This window comes from Paraprevotella xylaniphila YIT 11841, assembly GCF_000205165.1.
GTDB lineage: Bacteria > Bacteroidota > Bacteroidia > Bacteroidales > Bacteroidaceae > Paraprevotella > Paraprevotella xylaniphila.
Map to the genome: position 1 here is coordinate 1 of NZ_GL883881.1, position 1140 is coordinate 1140.

The window sequence follows — 1140 nt, forward strand, 5'->3', positions numbered from 1 at the left end:
GCGGCAGTCATACCGTCATATACAATGAAAAAGAAATACTGCATCAGATATATTTGGCAACCAATAGTAAATCCTGTGTCTTATAAACGAAATTATTCAATAATGAAAACAAATAATATTAATTTATTTTGCGACATAGTTACCCAAAGGTCAAAAGAACATTCTTGCGCCATAAATATTTTGTTGCAACAACAATTATATGGGCAGGTAATATCTATTCTGCGTCAAGAATTAGATTCTATGGTAAGAGTAATGTTTTTGTTGTCAATTAGTGACTTAAACCTTCGAGAGCATTTTATAAACCAAACTTTGGAGGGAATAAAATGGTCTTATCCCAATACAAAGAAAGTCGTGACCGATAAACAAATGGTGGATTTAGCTGATAAATTTTATGGCTGGCCTCTTTTTGTCTACAAATTAGGATGCGCTTTTATTCATCTTTCAGCAATGGTATATTATAAAAACAGTAATCCATTTTTGCTTTTATCTGTTTCAGAAAGAAATGACATCAAAAGGTTTTTACATCAATATCATAGTTTCCCGTTAGAGTTGGAATTGAATTTGGAAAATATCATCCCATATCTTGATAAAGTATTTAATAAAGTTTCAGGTAACTTAGCATGTTACATTGAAGATTTACGTCAAAATAAACATTTGGAGGAATATTAAAATAAGGGCGGATAGCTAAAATCCGCCCTTATTTTAATAGGCTACTTCTGCTGCAACAGATGTTTCAGGTTATCATCGCCCGCGATGCGCTCCAGTTCCTCCTGCACAATCTGCTTCACCTCTTCCTTGATGCGCCGGTAGTTCGCCTGCACCGTTTCCTTCATGCGGTCGTTGCCGTCCTCGTCCGTGAAGTTTGTAATGACGGGAATTTTCTTGTAGGCACTTTCTTCCCGTTTCACCTTTTCGGCATCCACCACAATCTCACTGTGAAAAATCTTCTGCTCGATACGCTCGTTGAAGTTGTCGGACACCGAACCGACAAACATGCCCTGCGTCAGACCGGAAATCTTGCTTGGTGGGATGAGCGCGTCCATCTGCGTATTTATGGAGGTGGAAACATCCTGCCGGTTGATGGAAATGGACTGCCGCTTCTGCAACACCTTACCGAACCGTTCCGATAGTGTCTTTGCC

At 38.9% G+C, this 1140-nt stretch carries 1 protein-coding gene and 1 pseudogene; one reads left to right on the plus strand and one right to left on the minus strand.

Annotated features, from left to right (window positions below; all coding sequences use genetic code 11):
• Positions 1 to 669 (plus strand): hypothetical protein (locus tag HMPREF9442_RS12805; RefSeq protein ID WP_008629312.1); only part of this gene is annotated, 669 nt, incomplete at its 5' end.
• 41 nt (positions 670 to 710) lie between these two features.
• Here HMPREF9442_RS12805 and HMPREF9442_RS12810 read toward each other — a convergent pair.
• Positions 711 to 1140 (minus strand): annotated as a pseudogene (locus HMPREF9442_RS12810) (conjugal transfer protein TraG); the annotation flags it as partial.